Annotated in this window: 14 protein-coding genes; 8 read left to right on the forward strand and 6 right to left on the reverse strand. The window is 39.4% G+C overall.

The features are described from left to right. The first annotated feature begins 13 nt into the window (after window positions 1–13). Both gyrA and C7S20_RS14020 read left to right on the forward strand, forming a co-directional pair. Window positions 14–2,545 carry a DNA gyrase subunit A gene (gene gyrA, locus C7S20_RS14015; protein WP_107013062.1) on the forward strand — a complete coding sequence of 844 codons (2,532 nt, stop codon included), beginning with the start codon at window positions 14–16 and terminating at the stop codon, window positions 2,543–2,545. Between the two features lie 20 nt (window positions 2,546–2,565). Beyond that, window positions 2,566–3,816 (forward strand): tetratricopeptide repeat protein, encoded by a 1,251-nt coding sequence (locus C7S20_RS14020; protein ID WP_107013063.1) that lies wholly within the window; start codon window positions 2,566–2,568, stop codon window positions 3,814–3,816. A gap of 73 nt (window positions 3,817–3,889) precedes the next feature. On the opposite strand, the gene C7S20_RS14025 is transcribed toward C7S20_RS14020, so the two are convergent. Beyond that, entirely contained in the window at window positions 3,890–4,639 is a 750-nt protein-coding gene (locus tag C7S20_RS14025; RefSeq protein WP_107013064.1) for a C40 family peptidase, read from the reverse strand. A gap of 20 nt (window positions 4,640–4,659) precedes the next feature. Continuing rightward, window positions 4,660–5,841, reverse strand: a complete 1,182-nt coding sequence (locus C7S20_RS14030) for an acetyl-CoA C-acyltransferase (protein WP_107013065.1) — start codon at window positions 5,839–5,841, stop codon at window positions 4,660–4,662. Between the two features lie 112 nt (window positions 5,842–5,953). On the opposite strand from C7S20_RS14030, the gene C7S20_RS14035 reads away from it, so the two are divergent. Then, window positions 5,954–7,999, forward strand: a complete 2,046-nt coding sequence (locus tag C7S20_RS14035) for an HD family phosphohydrolase (RefSeq protein WP_107013066.1) — start codon at window positions 5,954–5,956, stop codon at window positions 7,997–7,999. Here the strand turns inward: C7S20_RS14035 and C7S20_RS14040 are convergent, their stop codons facing one another. Then, complete coding sequence (locus C7S20_RS14040) at window positions 8,000–8,452, reverse strand: transcription elongation factor (RefSeq protein ID WP_107013067.1); 453 nt, start codon at window positions 8,450–8,452, stop codon at window positions 8,000–8,002. It lies immediately after the preceding gene. A 183-nt stretch (window positions 8,453–8,635) separates the two neighbouring features. Here C7S20_RS14040 and C7S20_RS14045 point away from each other — a divergent pair, with 183 nt between their 5' ends. Together C7S20_RS14045 and C7S20_RS14050 are read left to right on the forward strand one after the other, a co-directional pair. Then, on the forward strand, window positions 8,636–9,298 hold the full coding sequence (locus C7S20_RS14045) for a hypothetical protein (RefSeq protein WP_107013068.1): 663 nt from the start codon (window positions 8,636–8,638) through the stop codon (window positions 9,296–9,298). Beyond that, window positions 9,288–10,016: a DUF3307 domain-containing protein gene (locus C7S20_RS14050; RefSeq protein WP_107013069.1), complete on the forward strand. Its 729-nt coding sequence runs from the start codon at window positions 9,288–9,290 to the stop codon at window positions 10,014–10,016. Before C7S20_RS14045 ends, C7S20_RS14050 begins: the two co-directional genes overlap by 11 nt. On the opposite strand, the gene C7S20_RS14055 is transcribed toward C7S20_RS14050, so the two are convergent. Then, the gene (locus C7S20_RS14055; protein ID WP_107013070.1) at window positions 9,993–10,400 is read right to left on the reverse strand and encodes a glyoxalase; all 408 of its coding nucleotides are present in this window, start codon (window positions 10,398–10,400) and stop codon (window positions 9,993–9,995) included. The genes C7S20_RS14050 and C7S20_RS14055 overlap by 24 nt on opposite strands. Before the next feature lie 170 nt (window positions 10,401–10,570). Here C7S20_RS14055 and C7S20_RS14060 point away from each other — a divergent pair, with 170 nt between their 5' ends. From C7S20_RS14060 to C7S20_RS14075, 3 genes are all read left to right on the forward strand, one after another. Further along, window positions 10,571–11,929, forward strand: coding sequence for an NAD-dependent succinate-semialdehyde dehydrogenase (locus C7S20_RS14060; RefSeq protein WP_107013071.1), 1,359 nt, complete (start codon window positions 10,571–10,573; stop codon window positions 11,927–11,929). A gap of 327 nt (window positions 11,930–12,256) precedes the next feature. Next, a complete protein-coding gene (locus C7S20_RS14070) occupies window positions 12,257–12,664 on the forward strand; it encodes an NUDIX domain-containing protein (protein ID WP_107013072.1) in 408 nt (135 codons plus the stop codon). An 87-nt stretch (window positions 12,665–12,751) separates the two neighbouring features. After that, window positions 12,752–13,138: an acyl-CoA thioesterase gene (locus C7S20_RS14075; protein ID WP_107013073.1), complete on the forward strand. Its 387-nt coding sequence runs from the start codon at window positions 12,752–12,754 to the stop codon at window positions 13,136–13,138. Between the two features lie 3 nt (window positions 13,139–13,141). On the opposite strand, the gene C7S20_RS14080 is transcribed toward C7S20_RS14075, so the two are convergent. Both C7S20_RS14080 and C7S20_RS14085 read right to left on the reverse strand, forming a co-directional pair. After that, window positions 13,142–14,056, reverse strand: coding sequence for a mechanosensitive ion channel family protein (locus C7S20_RS14080; RefSeq protein ID WP_107013074.1), 915 nt, complete (start codon window positions 14,054–14,056; stop codon window positions 13,142–13,144). An 81-nt stretch (window positions 14,057–14,137) separates the two neighbouring features. Beyond that, window positions 14,138–15,217, reverse strand: coding sequence for an endonuclease/exonuclease/phosphatase family protein (locus tag C7S20_RS14085; RefSeq protein ID WP_107013075.1), 1,080 nt, complete (start codon window positions 15,215–15,217; stop codon window positions 14,138–14,140).

Consider the following 15,217-nt stretch of genomic DNA (forward strand, 5'->3'; position numbering starts at 1 on the left):
TAAATATATAAATATGGCTGAAGGAGAAAAGCTTATTCCTATAAATATTGAAGATGAAATGAAGTCGGCTTACATCGATTATTCGATGTCGGTCATTGTGTCACGTGCTCTGCCGGATGTGCGTGATGGGTTAAAGCCTGTTCATCGAAGGGTGTTATATGGGATGTATGAGTTAGGAGTTCTTTCTAACAGGGCTTATAAAAAATCTGCAAGAATTGTAGGTGAAGTTCTGGGTAAATATCATCCTCATGGTGATTCTTCGGTATATGATACCATGGTGCGAATGGCCCAGGAATGGAGTATGAGGTATATGCTTGTAGATGGTCAGGGTAACTTCGGTTCTGTTGATGGTGACAGTCCGGCAGCGATGCGATATACCGAAGCAAGAATGCGAAAAATAAGTGAAGATCTACTTGCCGATATCGACAAAGAAACAGTTGATACCCAATTGAACTTTGACGATTCCCTGAGCGAACCGGTAGTTCTTCCTACACGGGTGCCTAATCTTCTTGTTAACGGAGCAAGCGGAATTGCCGTTGGTATGGCAACGAATATGCCTCCACATAATATTTCAGAAGTTATTGATGGAACCATCGCGTACATCGATAATCACGATATCGAAATTGATGAACTTATTCAGCATATAAAAGCGCCCGATTTTCCAACAGGAGGGATTATTTATGGTTATGACGGCGTTCGTGAAGCCTTTAAAACAGGCCGTGGCCGAATTGTGATGCGGGCAAAATCCCATCTCGAAGAAATCAATGGCCGGGAATGTTTGGTGGTTACTGAAATTCCTTACCAGGTCAATAAGGCCGATATGATCAAGAAAACGGCCGATCTTGTTAATGAAAAGAAGATTGACGGAATTAGTTTGATCAGGGATGAATCTGACCGTAAGGGAATGCGAATCGTATATCAGTTAAAACGGGACGCAATTCCTAATATTATATTGAATACCCTTTTCAAACATACCGCACTTCAATCTTCCTTCAGTGTTAATAACATTGCCCTGGTAAACGGGCGTCCCGAAATGCTCAATTTAAAGGATCTTATTTATCATTTTGTGGAGCACCGTCATGATGTGGTGGTTAGAAGGACAACCTATGAATTAAAAAAGGCTGAAGACAGAGCTCACATCCTTGAAGGTTTGATCATCGCTTCAGATAATATTGATGAAGTTATTGCGCTTATCAGAGCTTCTTCGAATGCCGACGAGGCACGTGAGAAATTGATGGAGCGTTTTGAATTGACCGAAATCCAGGCGCGTGCGATCGTCGATATGCGATTGAGACAGCTTACTGGTCTTGAACAGGATAAACTGCGTGCCGAATATGAAGAAATTCTGAAAACCATTGAAGACCTCAGGGATATTCTCGCCAGAAAGGAGAGAAGAATGGAAGTGATCAAAGAAGAGCTTCAGGAAGTTAAAGAAAAGTATGGCGACGAAAGAAGATCTGAAATTGAATATTCCGGTGGCGATCTTAGTATCGAAGATATGATCCCGGATGAAAAAGTTGTAATCACAATTTCCCATGCTGGTTATATCAAAAGAACTTCTCTTACCGAATATAAAACTCAAAACCGAGGCGGCGTTGGTCAAAAAGGCTCCAATACCAGGAATGAAGATTTCCTCGAATATCTTTTCGTGGGAACTAACCACCAGTATATGCTGTTCTTTACCCAGAATGGTAAATGCTTCTGGATGCGGGTTTATGAAATCCCTGAAGGTTCAAAGGCTTCAAAAGGCCGTGCTATTCAGAACCTTATCAATATTGAACCTGAAGATCGCGTGAAAGCCTTCATCTGTACCCAGGATCTAAAAGATGAGGATTATGTAGAAAATCATTTTGTGATCATGGCGACCAAAAAAGGCCAGGTCAAGAAAACCCGTTTAGAGAGATATTCTCGTCCACGAACAAACGGAATAAATGCAATTACCATAAAAGAAGGTGATGAGCTGCTGGAAGCTAAATTAACCACAGGAAATAGCCAGGTGATGCTGGCCGTAAAAAGTGGTAAGGCTATCCGCTTTGAAGAAAGTAAAACACGGCCAATGGGCAGAAATGCTTCCGGAGTTCGGGGAATTACCCTTGCCGATGATAACGATGAAGTAGTTGGAATGATAGCGGTGAACGATTTTGATTCTGATATTCTGGTTGTTTCTGAAAATGGATACGGAAAACGTTCCAGCCTCGAAGACTATCGCATCACCAACCGTGGAGGTAAAGGGGTTAAGACCATTTCGGTCACTGAAAAGACCGGACAACTTGTCGCAATTAAAAATGTATCTGATAGCGACGATCTAATGATCATTAATAAATCGGGGATCGTCATCAGGATGGCTGTGGAAGATCTTCGCGTAATGGGTCGTGCAACTCAGGGAGTTAGACTTATCAATCTGAAAGGGAACGACGCCATTGCCGCAGTAGCAAAAGTGCTGCATGATGAGGATGACGTAGAAAGCATCGAAGAGGCCGAAAAGCCTGCCGGCAGTACAGAATCAGCAAATGGCACAACTATTGCAGACGATAGTGAGGAATAAAAACTAAAACCAAAACCACAATGAAAACTAATATTATTACAGCAGCGCTGGCTCTTCTGACTTTTGCAGCCGTTGCTCAAAAAGATCAGGTAAAAAATGCCGAAGATGCTATTGAAAATGGAAATTATGCCGAGGCTAAAGCTCAGCTGAAAGTTGCAGAGCCTAATCTTGGTGAATTGAATGATAAATGGAAAGAACGTTTTTATCTGTATAAAGGTCAGGCGTATATGGGAAATGGCAAAAATGCCTCAGCCGATGATTTAAAAACTGCAGCCATGGCTTTTCAGAAAGCAGCCGATATGGGAAATGATGATGCTGCAGAAAAGTTAATAGCTTTGAAAAATAATATGATTCAAAGCGCCATTGATGATCAGAACAACCAAAAGTATGCTGAAGCGGCTGAAAAACTTTACACCAGTTACGAGATAAGTCCAAAAGACACTATTTATCTTTATTATGCAGCCAACAATCTTGTACAGGCTCAGGATTATGATAAAGCGGTGGATTATCTTGAAATGTTGAATGATCTGGGATATGACGGTTCCGGGGTTGCTTATACCGCAGTGAATGTTGAAAGCGGAGAGAGAGAAACTTTTAGTTCAAAATCTCAAAGAGACCTGATGCTGAAAACAAAAGAATACAAAGACCCAAAGGATGAAAAAATTCCTTCTAAAAAAGGAGATATTACTTCTTTGATCGCAAGGATTTATATCAATCAAAAAGAATATGATAAAGCGATCGATGCGATGAATGAGGCAAAAGCCAATAATCCTGATGATGTTACTCTTGTTCTTTCTGAAGCCAATATGTACTATCAAATGGGAGAAAAGGAAAAAGCGATTTCTACCCTTGAGAAAGCTGGCGAAATGGATCCTACTAATCCTATAGTTTTTAATAATATTGGTTTAATGTATGCCGAATTAGGAAAAAATGAAAAAGCTATAGAGAATTATAAAAAAGCGATCGCTATTAAGGACGATTATAATGAAGCAAGAATTAATCTAGTTGCGGCCATTTTAAGCAATGAACGTGATCTTATTGACCAGATGAACAACTTGGGAATGAGCAAGGAAGACACCAAGAAATATGATGAGCTAAACAAACAAAGACAGGAAATCTATAAAAGAGCCCTGCCTTATCTTGAAGCAGCGCTGGAAGTTGACTCTACCGATACTAATGTGATCAAAACCGCAATGAATATTTATTCCAATTTAGGAATGCAGGAAAAGGTTGAAAAGATGAAAGAGTTGTTAGCTCAGGCAAATCAATAAGAAGATCGTTTAAAATTTTAAAAGCCGCTTTTGAAGCGGCTTTTTTTATATGCTAATTCTAAAAAGATCAATTTTAAAGGATCTTCTTGATCACGCGGAGTTTGTGAGTATGTTTGCGAAAATCTACATTAAAAATGCCGGAATGATCAATCCTGTCTATTCTAACCTTTCCGTGAACATGGATGATATAATTGTCGTTCATCATGATGCCTACATGATTGATGATCCCTTCATTATCATCAAAAAACGCAAGATCTCCAGCTTCGCTCTCTTCAATAAAACTTAAAGCTTCTCCCTGTTTAGCCTGTTCAGCAGCCTTTCTTTTTAGGTTATAGCCATTTAATTTATAGACCATCTGGGCGAGTCCGCTGCAATCAATTCCAAAGGCGGTTTTACCTCCCCAGAGATGCGGTGCATTGAGATATAACAAGGCTGTATTCACCAGGTTCTCTTTCTGAAGTTGACCCGAAAGCGATTCTCCCTCGAATTGATGTTGCAGCTTTTGAACAAAATTAAGAACCGAACCCATGGCAATCGGCATTAATAATCCTTCTTTATCGGTGATATGATCAATAAGATCTGATAACAATTCCAGGGGACTTTCTTCTATTTCAAAAAATTCTTCCTGAGAAATCTTATAGATCTGGAGATTGTTTACCCATGCCTCATAATCATCAGCAGCGCCCCGAATTCTGCACCATTGGGATCTTTCTTCCAGAATTTTAAAATGTTCGCCATATAAAAGCTGCGAAGTCATCTCACTTTCATGAGAAGGGGACACTCTTAGAGGTACAATACTTAAAGGGCAAATTCCGTATTGCATTAAAGTAAAATGCTGATTAATTAAGAAATACGTTCAATAATCATTGCAGATGCTCCGCCGCCGCCATTACAAATTGCAGCCGCACCATATTTTGCCTGATTTTGTTCAAGAACATTCATCAGGGTTATTAAAATTCGAACGCCACTGCATCCAAGCGGATGGCCCAAAGAAACAGCTCCGCCATTTACATTGGTATTCTTATCGCTTAAACCTAATATTTTCATATTGGCAAGGCCTACTACAGCAAAGGCTTCATTAAATTCAAAGAAATCGATCTCCTCCTGTTTTACACCTGCTATGGCAAGTGCTTTTGGTAAGGCTTTGGCAGGTGCCGTGGTAAACCATTTTGGTTCCTGCGCAGCGTCAGCAAATCCTTTAATTACGGCGAGAGGTTTTAATCCGAGTTCTTCGGCTTTTTCCCTGCTCATCAATACAACTGCGCCTGCTCCGTCATTTATGGTAGAGGCATTTGCCGCGGTTACAGTTCCATCTTTTGAAAAGGCAGGTCGTAAGGAAGACACTTTATCTATTCTTACATTTTTAAATTCTTCATCTTCTTTTACGATCAAGGGCTCACCTTTGCGCTGTGGAACTTCCACAGGAACGACTTCATTATCAAATTTTCCTTCTTTCCAGGCTTTGGCTGAGCGTTCATAAGATTGGATGGCAAATTTGTCCTGTTCTTCTCTCGAAAATTCATATTCCCTGGCACAAAGATCGGCACAAACGCCCATTGCATTATGGTCATAGGCATCTACGAGTCCGTCTTTCTGCATTCCATCTTCCATATTGGCAGGACCAAATTTCTTTCCCGTTCTTAAATGCAGATAATGAGGTATAAGGCTCATGTTTTCCATTCCGCCGGCAACTACTATAGAGGTATGGCCAAGCATAATTGACTGGGCACCCTGCATAACGGCTTTCATACCACTTGCGCACACCTTATTGACGGTAGTACAGGGAACGGTATCGGGAATTCCCGCGCCCAATGATGCCTGTCTTGCTGGTGCCTGACCTACACCTGCCTGCACTACATTTCCCATTAAAACTTCTTCAACCATTTCTGGTTTTAAATTAATTTTTTCGAGGGCTCCTTTGATGGCAATAGATCCGAGTTTTGGTGCTGGAACAGTGGAAAGTTCGCCCAGAAAACTACCAATTGGAGTCCTTGCTGCGCTTACTATTACTACGTCTTTATTCATGATGATATTTTATTTTATTCAGGAATTGCGAAGTTAGTGATTTTATAAGGAATTAAATAACCTCTGCTTTCAGACCTATTTTTACTACATTTGGGCATTAGCTCTTGAATCTATGAGTGATTTTATAAATAAGCTGTATAAAAATCAGGCACTTTTTTATAAGGTTTTTCTATACGTGCTTACTGCGGTTTTAATTGTTTATCTCCTTCCGAAAGGAGGTAAATTCAAATACGATATCCCCAAGGGGAAACCCTGGCAATATGAAAACCTTTACGCACCTTTTGATTTCGCCATACTTAAATCTGATGAAGAATTAAAGGAAGAACGGAATGAGATAAAAAATTCTCATATTCCTTATTACTCCTATGATACCCTTGTTCCATCAAAAGTTAAAAAGGAAGCCTTACAACAGGTTCAGAATGTTTTTGCTGATTCTATCCTTAAGTCTTATCAAAAGATCATTGATAATTTTGTCACAAAAACTATCGACAAGATTTATGAACACGGGCTGCTTCAGGAAAGCAATCGGCTGGAACCAGACCAGCTTGTTTATCTTTTAAAAGGAAATGAGGCTTCTGAAGTTTCCTATAAAAAGATCATGAAGCAGGGAGAAGTACGATCTTTTATAACTCATGAAATTGAAGCTGCGGGCTTTACTTCTTTTAAAACCGAACTTTTAGAAGTCTTTTTTAATTCCATAGAACCCAATGTTACCTTTAACAGTGAACTTACACAAAAAGATCTTCAAAGTAAACTCGATGATATTTCCTATACGCGGGGAATTATAGAACAGGGCAGCCGGATCATTGCCAAAGGTGAAGTGGTTGAGGGGAATAAATACAATATCCTTCGGTCTCTAAAAGCTGAATATGAATCACAGGTCTGGAGCAAATCTAATTACAACTGGATCATTGTGGGGTACAGCACCCTTGTTGCACTGGCCCTGCTCATGCTTTTGCTTTTCATGAGAAAATACCGTCCGAACATTTTTGAAAATAATGTAAAGGTGACCTTCATTTTTTTCAACATTATTTTTATGGTAATGCTGACTACTCTCGTGGTAAACTTTAATATTCAGTATGTCTATGTGGTACCTTTATGTATCCTGCCCCTTACTCTCAAAGCTTTTTTTGATGCAAGATTGGGATTGTTCACCCATGTTTTAACGGTTCTGCTTTTAGGGTTTATCGTTCCCAATAGTTATGAATATATGTTTTTGCAGATCATTGCAGGGATCGTTACCATACTAACCGTTAGCGAACTTTACAAGAGGGCTAATCTTTTTATTTCAGTTGGCCAGATTACGCTGGTTTATATCATTTCTTATTTTGCTTTTACGATTATCCAGGAGGGAGAGATTCAGGATGTGAAAATTGAAGTTTTTCTCACTTTTCTGTTAGGTGGTCTTGCAACACTTTTCGTGCAGCCCTTGATTTATGTATATGAAAAGATCTTCGGAATGGTTAGCGATATGTCTTTACTTGAACTTTCAGATACTAATTCAAAACTGTTAAAAGAACTGGCAGAAAAGGCACCGGGAACTTTTCACCACAGCCTTAATGTGGCAAATTTAGCTGAAGCCGCCGCGAATGAGATCAATGCAAATGCCATGCTCTCAAGGGTTGGGGCTCTATATCATGACATTGGCAAAATGCAGAATCCTACTTATTTTACTGAAAATCAAACCACTTCAGTAAATTCTCATGATGAATTGTCACCGCGTGAAAGTGCTCAGATCATCATTGATCACGTGATTAAAGGGATCGAGATTGCCAAAAAGAACAATTTACCTGATAGAGTAATTGATTTTATTCGAACCCATCACGGAACAACCACGGTATATTACTTTTACCGAAAAGAAAAAGAAGCCAATGACAATACCTCTTCTCTTGATTTCAGGTATCCCGGGCCCATTCCTTTTAGCAAGGAAACGGCAATTCTCATGATGTGTGATAGTGTTGAAGCCGCAAGTAAAAGTTTGAAAGAACCAACCTCTGTGCTCATCGACAATTTTGTTGAAAAGATCATCAATAAACAAATGGAGGAAGGTCAGTTCCTGAATTCAAATATTACCTTTAAGGAGATTCAAATGGTTAAAAAAATTCTTAAGCGTAAGCTTAAGAATATTTACCATTTGCGTATTGAGTACCCCGAATAATTAATGGATGTTTACAATCTTGTGGTCTTTTCCATTAAAACTGAAGCTTTCTCCGGCCTTTTTGCCTTTCATCTCTTTATAAATTGGCGCTTCTGTTGAAATGGCAAAAACTACGCTTCCTTCATCGAGTACAATTTTTCCCAATGCTACCGATATATAATAATAGTTTTCACTGGTTTCTACCACACTTCCAAAATCGACTGTTTCACTGTAGTGTTTCTGATCAATGCGGCTGAGTTTTTCTTTCATTTTACGCGAATTATCAAGGTATTCGGCGTATTTCTCAAAGTCATTCAGCAGTTGACCTTTGCTGTCATCCTCGTCATAATCGGTATGCACGTCATTGTTTTCCATCGATTCCCTGATGTCGTCCATTTCCCGCTCGTATTTTTCAATTTGACGGTTTACGGTTTCCAGGCATTTTATAAATAGTTCTTCTTTATTTTTTATCATTTTCCGGTTTCTTTTTTGGATGGATTTTAAAATTAAATAAGCTTTACCGGCTTACCGAACATTTAGCAAATATTTAATAAGCGGGGCAGGGAAGGTTTAAGCTTATAATTGTAAAATATAAGCATACAGGCTTATTAAAGATAGTTATAAGCTTTTAATCTTATTTTTTCTATATTTGATAATATGATAGCAGTAATTTCAGCCGATCTCCTTAATTCCTCCGGTTATTCCCATACCTTACTGGAGAAGGTCCTGCATGTTTTGAAGCTGGAATTTGATATTTTGAAAGAATCTGGTTCAGATTTCAGGATCTATAGGGGAGACAGTTTTCAGGGAATATTAAAAAATCCCGAAGAGGCGTTGCGGGTAGTATTAAAGATTAAAACTGCTATCAATCAGCTTGACGAATCTGATCTTAGCAATAAAAGAAACATGGCTATAAAGGCCGATATGAAATGTGCTATTGGGATCGGTACTTATGATTTTGAAAGAGAGTCGATTGCCGAAGCCAACGGCCAGGCTTTTCAGTTTTCTGGCCGAACCCTTGATAGTATGAAGACTCTTAATCGGAAAACGCAGCTAAAAACTCCTGTTGAGGCCGTAAATGAAGAGTTTAATACTTCTCTTTTTCTTTTTGATACGCTCGCCGATAAGTGGAGCACTGCTTCAGCTGAAGTGATCTATTATCTTTTAAAAGGCCTAAAAGAAACCGAGATCGCTGAAGAGCTTGATATCAGTCAATCGGCGGTCAATCAGCGAAAGAAGGCGGCGGGCTGGGAAGCAATCAACGCCCTGTTACTGCGTTATGAAAAGGTAATTTCTGAACATTTTTCAAATGGAAAATAGCCTCCTAATATTACTTCAGTTGCTGCTGGCGCATATCATCACTGATTTTGCGCTACAACCCACAAAATTGATCGTTCAGAAAAGGGAAAAGAAATCAAGATCAGCCTTTTTGTATGTTCATTCTTTAATAGCAGGGTTACTTACTTTTATTTTTCTAATGCGGCTGGAATGGTGGTATATAGCCGTTTTTATAAGTGTAGCTCACTTTTTTACCGATTTGTGGAAACTCCATAAGGGAGACAATCTTAAACTTTTTCTTTTCGATCAGTTCCTTCATCTACTGGCTATCCTGGTTGCCTGGCTTTTTCTTACCTCAAATTTTGAAAATATAATTCCGTTTTTCCGTGAATTATTAGAATCCACAACTTTTCTAAGCCTTCTTCTGGGTTATCTTATTATAATTTTTCCCGCAGGTTTTCTAATTGGGAAAGCGACCAAAAAATGGCAAACCGAAGCAGATGGAGTTCTGCTCAATGACGGCCTCAATTCCGCGGGACGTTATATCGGAATTTTTGAACGGATTCTCGTGCTCACTTTTATTCTAACTTCCAACTTTTCAGCAATAGGCTTTCTTATTGCTGCCAAATCGATTCTCAGGTTCAGCGATAAATCTCAGGCCGGCGCACGCAAGCAAACCGAATACGTCCTGGTGGGAACTTTATTGAGCTTTTCTATCACAATCATCATCGGACTTTTAGTACGCCAGATCGCGTTCTAAAAGCTGGATATTGCTTTGCAGTCTTTCTCTTACAATATTCATCATACGTTTGTTCAAAGCCGATGAATTCTTAATGTAATTTTCATATTCCTGAATAGTAAACTGCCCGATGATCATTCCCTTTACGCTGTTTCGAAATTTGATGTCCCTTTGAATGGCATTTTCGATGTAAAGCAACCTTTTTTCCAGCTTCAGCTCATAAAAGGCATTCTTGTGTTTGCTAACGTAATTTCTAAAAACAGCAACGAGTAAATCATCCTGTAATTTAATTACGGGACGTAGTGTTTCATTTTGAAACCGCTCATCTGAACTCATATTTTCTGTAATTCTTGCTGAAGGAATCTCAGGCCTGAGCTCCGTTAGGTTAAAATCTCTTGGATTCATGGCAAGTAAAGTTTCTTAAATATAGGAATTTATAAAAGCCGGAATAAAGCTGCTTTCATTTACTTGTTAACCGGTTATAAACAACGGCGGAGTTAAATATGTCTTAATCTGCCTTCCAGGCCGCAAGCATCTTTTTATCTTTAAGTAAAGCAGAAAAAGAAAATTGAATTATGATAGAGTCCAGGAATCCTTATAACGATGAAGTTCTTGAGAAATTTGAAGAACTTTCCAAATCAGAGATCGATCAAAAACTTGAAAAAGCTGAAAAACGATTTAAAACCTGGCGCGATGTCCCTTTTAAAGAAAAAAAGGAATTGATGCTGAAAGCTGCCGCGGAGCTTAAAAAGAATAAACAGGAATATGCCAAAGATATGTCTCTTGAAATGGGTAAACCTATAAAACAGGCATTGTCTGAAGTTGAAAAATGCGCATGGGCCTGTGAGTATTATGCTGAAAACGCTGAAAAACATCTCTCAAAAAAAACCATTGAAACCGATGCAGATAAGAGTTTTGTAAGTTATGAACCTTTGGGAGTGGTACTTGCAATTATGCCCTGGAATTATCCGTATTGGCAGGTTTTCCGTTTTGCGGCTCCGGCGTTGATGGCAGGCAACATAGGGGTCTTGAAACATGCCAGCAATGTGATGCGTTGTGCCAATAATATTCAGAAAATATTCGAGAGAGCCGGTTTTCCAGAAGGATGTTTTCAGAATCTGGTGATTGGCAGCAGTAAAGTTGAGGATGTTATCAGAGATAAAAGAGTAAAGGCTGTAACTCTAACCGGTAGTAAACCGGCAGGTGCGGCAGTTGCTTCTGTGGCAGGTGAGGAAATTAAAAAATCAGTTTTGGAATTGGGTGGCAGCAATGCGCTTGTGATTTTTGAGAATGCCAACATTGAAGAAAGCGTTAAAACCTGTGTGATGGCGAGGTATCAAAATACCGGGCAGAGCTGTATTGCCGGTAAAAGGCTTCTGCTACAGGACAGTATCGCCGATGAATTTATGGAGAAATTTGAAAAACAGGTACGGGAATTAAAAAGCGGAGATCCTTTAGACGAGGATACTTTTATTGGACCCCTGGCCCGGGTAGATCTTGCCGAAGATCTGGAAAAACAGATCAGGGAATCAGTTAAACAGGGCGCGAGGATCCTTCTTGGAGGCAAAAGGGATAAAGCCTATCTCGAGCCGACCATCGTGGAAGATGTAACACCGGAAATGCCGATGTTTACTGAAGAGACCTTTGGTCCCGCAATTGGAGTTACCAGGTTTAAAACTGAAGAGGAGGCGGTAAAGCTTGTAAATCGCTCAGATTTTGGACTGGGTGTGTCTATTTTTACTGAAGACATGGATCTTGCCGAAAGAATTTATCCAAAATTTGAAGATGGGGCCGTGTTTGTAAACGAGCTGGTAAAGAGCGATCCCAGACTTCCTTTTGGAGGAACGAAAATTTCCGGTTACGGCCGCGAACTTTCGGAAGACGGAATAAAGGAATTCGTCAATAAAAAAACGGTATATTTTAATAAATATTGAAATTCACCGCAATGAAATTCGGAAGATTAGAGGATCCAGAAAACGCAGATTTTCACTTCCACTGAAACATATCCAAAACGAACAGGTTCTTTCAGCTTTTAAAATCCTATGAATTCAATGAGGTTCGCGTAGGTGGTACAGTACAGAGCCGTTTGGATGCATGGATTGATCACATCAAAGAATGGCATGAACTGGGATTGAAAAACTTTTATTTCTTCGTGCATGAGAATATGAAAGAAGCTTCGCCATTGCTTTCAGCTTATTTTATTGAAAAATTGAATAAGAGATTCGGCACAGAATTAAAGATCCCGAAAACATTAATTTAATATGAAACAGAACATAGCAATAACTGTAGACAGCGTGGTTTTTTGCAAGGCAGACAAGTTCAAGGTCCTGCTGGTAAAACGCAAAAATGAACCTTTCCAAGATCAATGGGCTTTGCCCGGCGGTTTTCTTGAAGAAGGGGAGGATCTAGAAACCGGCGCGAAAAGGGAATTGAAGGAAGAAACAGGTGTAGAAGTAGATTCTATGGAACAGGTAAAGGCCTTTGGTACCCCCGGTCGCGATCCCCGAGGTCCCACTGTAACTATAGCTTTTCTCAGCCGAATCTATTGTGAAGAGGATCTGAAACCTTCAGATGATGCCAAAGATGCCCGCTGGTTTGAAGTTGATAAATTACCAGATCTGGCCTTTGATCATGATAAAATCATAAAAGTAGCCAGGCAATTTCTATAAATCTGAAATTCTTCTTTTGAAAACTAAATTTTGGGTGGGGATATTTTCTGAAACTACCCAATCTTTCTACTTTTAAAAGAAAAAACAATGAGATTTCACACGCGCAAATGGATAAAGCCCCAGGATCTGAACCCTAACCGTACACTTTTTGGCGGACGGCTTCTGGAATGGATCGATGAAGAATGTGCTCTTTATAGCATCGTTCAGCTTGAAAATCCGAAAACCGTCACCAAGTATATGAGTGAGATCGATTTCAAAAGCTCGGCTAAAGAGGGTGATATTATTGAAATTGGAATTGAGGTCTTAAAATTTGGTACAGCTTCGATTACCTTAAAATGCGAGGTAAGAAATAAAATGACAAGGGAAACCATTATTAGCATTGATAAAATAGTGATGGTTGGCCTCGATGAACAGGGAAAACCAAAACCGCATGGCAAAACAGAAGTAGAATTTGTAAAAGACCGGCTGAAATAAAAATTAGAGTTCCTTATTTTTTGACTCATTTTGAAGTCGAATGGGAGAATCTCTTTGCGCTCCATACAACTTGATCTCCTGTATATCGGAAGGTAGATAAAATCCGTTTTGCATCAGTGCTTCTTTCACATTTCGAACTACATTTCCTTTGGTGATAAGGGCCTGCATCCTGAAATCTTTCGTGTCTACCCAAAAGAAAACTTTTAGATTTACAGTACTTGTAGCTAATTCGTCTTCAATAACAAAATTAGCATGCGAGGCATCTTCAATGACCATCGGATCTTTTTTTAGAGCTTCCATGATGCATATCTTAGCTTTGCTAATGTCATCATCGTAATCGATCCCAACTTTGAAGTTCCAGCGAAAAAAACCATCCTCAGTAAAATTGGTAACCGGTTCTTTAAATACATCAGAATTAGGAATATACACATCCTTCCCATCAAAGGTTTTAAGTTTTGTATATCGAAATTCAAGGGCTTTCACCTTTCCGAAATTAGCTCCTATTTCAACGGTATCGTCAATATTAAACGGACGATTAAAGGCAAGAATGATCCCTGATATAAAATTTTCTCCAATATCCTTAAACGCGAAACCAAGGACAACAGCACCTGCCCCTGCCGCTGTAAGAATCCCTGTGGCTATGCCGTTCAAGCCAGCTGCACGAAGGGCAAGCATAATCGCGGTTATGATTATTACAAAACGAATGGCTTTCCCAAGAAAGCGGCTCATCAAAGGATCATTAGTTCTGTGGGAAATGCGATTTCTTGCAAAATTCCCGATCATGGTGCCGATTAAAACGCCCAGGATAATTATTAAAAGGCCGAGGCCGATCCCTGGAAGCTGGTCGATCAAACGATTATAAAATCTTGAAAAAGACTCTGATACAGAAGTATTTTCTTCCTGAAAAGTGGAGGTCATTTTTAGCAGTTTTCCTAAAAATATAGATTCCCCTTCATAGAAGCTCCTAAATAAATGTTATGATTTACGTGGAGGCGCTTCTTATTGGTGTCCGTCATGCCGAATTTCTTTCCTTATTTCCTTGCGCGCGGTCTTGATTTCTTCTTTGGTCGCCTTTTTAGGAATTTGCTCTTTGGCAAGTTCAGGCTGAAGATAAAGCTTAGCGTAAAAAGGAAAATGATCAGAACCTACATCTGATCCTTTGGAAATATCGGCAACTCTAAATTCTTCGGTAACAAAGATCTGGTCGAGAGGCCATCTCATTATTATACTGTTGACATCAAAAGTAGTATAGAAATTCCTGCCCACCCTTACATCCAGTAAACCTCCGAGTTTTTTAAACAAGTGAGAGCTTTGTGACCACGCAACATCATTAAAATCACCAATTACCACAACAGGCATTTTCGCATCCAGGGTTTCAAGCGCTACTTTCATTAGTTCGGCATCACGATCTGTAGATGAAGGATTTTCCTGCGGCATCGGGGGAGTGGGATGTATCGCGTGCAATTGAAATTTTTTACCAGATGCCAGCTGTACAACAGCATGCATGGAAGGAATACTATCGTCTACAATATAGCTGGTATGGGGATTTTCAAGTTTTAATTTTGAATAAAGGATCATTCCGTAGGTATTATCCAGCGGAGCAGAAATTTTATAGGGATACATTTGCCCAATTCCTTCTTGCAGATCTTTTTGCCAACGTGTATTCGTTTCGGTGAATACTGCCAGATCAGGATTTATTTTTTTTATCTCGTTAATGACAAGATCGGCTTTCTTGTTTTTTTGGAGCACATTAGAAGTAAGTATGACAAAGCTATCCTTAATATCCGCGTTTTTACCCGGTTTTCCCGCCTCTAATGAAGATAAAGGCGTATAGGGATAGATTTTAGTGAACTGGAAAATAAAACACGCCAATAATACCAAAACAAATGTGTAATCTCTCCATGACCTCATTTCAAACCTTATAAAATAAGAAGCCAGGGCAGTAAGGGTAAGAATAGTTAGCTGAATATGTGGATAATCGAATACTCTTATCCACCAGAAATCTGCAGCAAACAGAGGAATAAGTGTTAAAAGTACTGCAAAAATGCCAAAAGCCTGTAGAAAGGATTTTAATTTCAT

Origin of the sequence: Christiangramia fulva, from assembly GCF_003024155.1 — a bacterium.
GTDB lineage: Bacteria > Bacteroidota > Bacteroidia > Flavobacteriales > Flavobacteriaceae > Christiangramia > Christiangramia fulva.

Excerpts from the sequence above, each read along its gene's own strand:
- C7S20_RS14075 (WP_107013073.1), top strand. The coding sequence starts at position 12,752 with ATGAGATTTCACACGCGCAAATGGATAAAGCCCCAGGATCTGAACCCT.
- C7S20_RS14050 (WP_107013069.1), top strand. The coding sequence starts at position 9,288 with ATGGAAAATAGCCTCCTAATATTACTTCAGTTGCTGCTGGCGCATATC.
- C7S20_RS14070 (WP_107013072.1), top strand. The coding sequence starts at position 12,257 with ATGAAACAGAACATAGCAATAACTGTAGACAGCGTGGTTTTTTGCAAG.
- C7S20_RS14085 (WP_107013075.1), bottom strand. The coding sequence starts at position 15,217 with ATGAAATTAAAATCCTTTCTACAGGCTTTTGGCATTTTTGCAGTACTT.
- C7S20_RS14030 (WP_107013065.1), bottom strand. The coding sequence starts at position 5,841 with ATGAATAAAGACGTAGTAATAGTAAGCGCAGCAAGGACTCCAATTGGT.
- C7S20_RS14055 (WP_107013070.1), bottom strand. The coding sequence starts at position 10,400 with ATGAATCCAAGAGATTTTAACCTAACGGAGCTCAGGCCTGAGATTCCT.
- C7S20_RS14045 (WP_107013068.1), top strand. The coding sequence starts at position 8,636 with ATGATAGCAGTAATTTCAGCCGATCTCCTTAATTCCTCCGGTTATTCC.
- C7S20_RS14080 (WP_107013074.1), bottom strand. The coding sequence starts at position 14,056 with ATGACCTCCACTTTTCAGGAAGAAAATACTTCTGTATCAGAGTCTTTT.
- C7S20_RS14020 (WP_107013063.1), top strand. The coding sequence starts at position 2,566 with ATGAAAACTAATATTATTACAGCAGCGCTGGCTCTTCTGACTTTTGCA.
- C7S20_RS14060 (WP_107013071.1), top strand. The coding sequence starts at position 10,571 with ATGATAGAGTCCAGGAATCCTTATAACGATGAAGTTCTTGAGAAATTT.
- C7S20_RS14040 (WP_107013067.1), bottom strand. The coding sequence starts at position 8,452 with ATGATAAAAAATAAAGAAGAACTATTTATAAAATGCCTGGAAACCGTA.
- C7S20_RS14025 (WP_107013064.1), bottom strand. The coding sequence starts at position 4,639 with ATGCAATACGGAATTTGCCCTTTAAGTATTGTACCTCTAAGAGTGTCC.
- C7S20_RS14035 (WP_107013066.1), top strand. The coding sequence starts at position 5,954 with ATGAGTGATTTTATAAATAAGCTGTATAAAAATCAGGCACTTTTTTAT.
- gyrA (WP_107013062.1), top strand. The coding sequence starts at position 14 with ATGGCTGAAGGAGAAAAGCTTATTCCTATAAATATTGAAGATGAAATG.